At 62.3% G+C, this 2,195-nt stretch carries 2 protein-coding genes; both read right to left on the bottom strand.

The features are described from left to right. Positions 1 to 126: 126 nt before the first annotated feature. Positions 127 to 1,104 (bottom strand): sugar ABC transporter substrate-binding protein, encoded by a 978-nt coding sequence (locus EN935_RS32325; RefSeq protein WP_109662062.1) that lies wholly within the window; start codon positions 1,102 to 1,104, stop codon positions 127 to 129. A 25-nt stretch (positions 1,105 to 1,129) separates the two neighbouring features. After that, the coding region (locus EN935_RS32320; RefSeq protein WP_164771541.1) for a mandelate racemase/muconate lactonizing enzyme family protein at positions 1,130 to 2,195 on the bottom strand (1,066 nt) is incomplete at its 5' end.

Genomic DNA, 2,195 nt, shown 5'->3' with positions numbered 1-2,195 from the left:
GTCCAGCCAGTTCCGGTTTTTCCAGATAGGTCTTGAAGAGGCGTTTCAAGGCAGGCTCCAGGAATTGAGGCGAGGGACCACCCGGCGGCGCGGGCGCCGCCGGGTGAACACATGGCGCGTGTGGGCCTAGCGCAGACCTTGCGCGGAAAGCGCCATGATCGCATCAGCCTGGTCCGGGCGTACGATGCCCTGGCCCGTATCGATGTCGGAGGGTGCCAGGCCCACCTTCTTGTTCAGGTAGGCTTCCATCACTGGCATGAAGCCTTGCATGTAGGGCTGCTGGTCCACCAGGGCCTGCACATAGCCCTTCTGCATCTGCTGCAGGACTTCCGGCACCAGATCGAAGCCGCCAAGGAGGACCTTGCCGGGCGCGACACCGCGGTCCTGCAGGGACCGCGCAACGCCCGCGCACCAGAAGCCGGTGTCGAAATAGGCTGTGGTGTCGGGATGCGCGTTGAGATAGGCGCCGACACGATCGGACGTGACCGCAAGGTCCGTTCCGCTGTCGATCCGCTCCCATGAGACCTGGCGGTCGGGATGGGCGGCCTTGTACTCTTCCAGGAACTGCATCACGCCTGCGCCGCGACTTTCCGACCAGTTCTGGCCGGGTGCGGAAATGCCGACCAGAACCTTGATCGGCCCTTCTTTCGGGAAGCTCTCGGAAATCGCCTTGCCGAGCGAATAGCCCGCCGGCTTGAAACCTTGCCCTATGAAGGCCTGCCGGGCATTGCCCTTGGCGCCTTCCGTGTCATCGACATTGACCGCAATCACCAGGACGCCGGCGTCTCGCGCTTCCTTGATGACGTCGTCGAACGCCTTGTTGTCGACGATCGAGGTCAGCAAGGCATCCGGCTTGGCGGCAAGTGCTGCGCGCATGTTGGCGAGCTGCTGCTCGACCGAACCCTCGGTCTGCGTGAAGATCATGTTGCACTTGGCTTCGACCTTGCCGCAGGCATCGTCATAGCCCTTCTTCACCGCCTGCCAGAAGGTGTTCGAGGCCGACGAATGGTGCGTAAAGACGATGTTGAGCCCATCAGCGCTGGCGATGGAAGGCCCGGCGAACAGTGTCGTAGCGAGCAAAAGCGTTGCAGTCAGTCGTTTCATTACTATTCCTCCCGTTGAGTGTACTTCAGATGTCCGCCTTGTCGGAGACGCGGCGATGGACGGTGTAGGCCCGACCGAGGTCGGGATTGAGTTCCAGCCCGAGGCCCGGGCCGGGCGGCACGGTGATCATGCCGTCCTTGACTTCAGGCAGCGCGGTCACAAGGTCGCGATACCAGGTCCGGTAGAATGCCCTCACACTCTCCTGTACGAGTGCGTTGGGCGCGTTGAGAGACAAATGTGTGGACGCCGCCAGAACCACGGGCCCGGTGCAGTCGTGCGGGGCGACCGGCAGGTGCCAGGCCTCCGCCATCGCGGCGATCTTGCGTGCTTCCGAAAGTCCGCCGCACCAGGAAATGTCCAACATCACGATGCCTGCAGCGCCGGTCTCCAGCAGATCCCGGAATGCCCAGCGACTGCCCAAGGTTTCTGACGCCGAGATCGGCGCCGGGCTCGCTGCCTCATAGCGCTTGAGATCGCCGAGGCTGTCCATGCGGATCGGATCCTCGTGCCAGTATGTGCCATAAGGTGCGAGCGCCTTTGCGATCTTGATCGCGGGCAGGAGCTGCCACATCGAATGGAACTCGACCATGATGTCGATCCTGTCGCCGACCGCCCTGCGGATCTTCTCGAAAGGCTGCAACGCAGCCTTGAGGTCGGCGGCGCTGATATCCTGCCCCCTGCTTTTCTCGGCGGCATGGTCGAAGGGCCAGATCTTCATGGCCGTGATACCGTCTTCAAGGAGCTCCGCCGCCAATTCGTCGGCGCGGTGGAGAAACCCGTTCAGGTCGTCGTAGCCTTGCTTTGTGCCGAGACCATAGTTTGCGGTGGTCTGTCCCTTGCCGTCCTTGATGTATTCGGTGCCGGCGCAAGTGTTGTAGGTGCGGATGGACTGCCGTGAAAAGCCTCCAAGAAGCTGCGCTATCGGCTGGTTTGTCGCCTTGCCGAAAATGTCCCAGAGCGCGATGTCGAAGGCGGAATTGCCGCGAACCTCGACGCCACTCGAGCGGAAACCGAGATAGCCAACCAGATCCGCGGAAAGCAGATCGATCTGCAGGGGATCGCGGCCGATGACGCGTGGCGCAACATATTCG

The organism is Mesorhizobium sp. M7D.F.Ca.US.004.03.1.1, assembly GCF_003998635.1.
Lineage (GTDB): Bacteria > Pseudomonadota > Alphaproteobacteria > Rhizobiales > Rhizobiaceae > Mesorhizobium > Mesorhizobium loti.
This window is presented reverse-complemented; position numbering and strand designations above follow the sequence as displayed.

Bases quoted from the DNA above. Each gene is read 5' to 3' on its own strand.
- EN935_RS32325 (WP_109662062.1), bottom strand. From the start codon at position 1,104: ATGAAACGACTGACTGCAACGCTTTTGCTCGCTACGACACTGTTCGCC.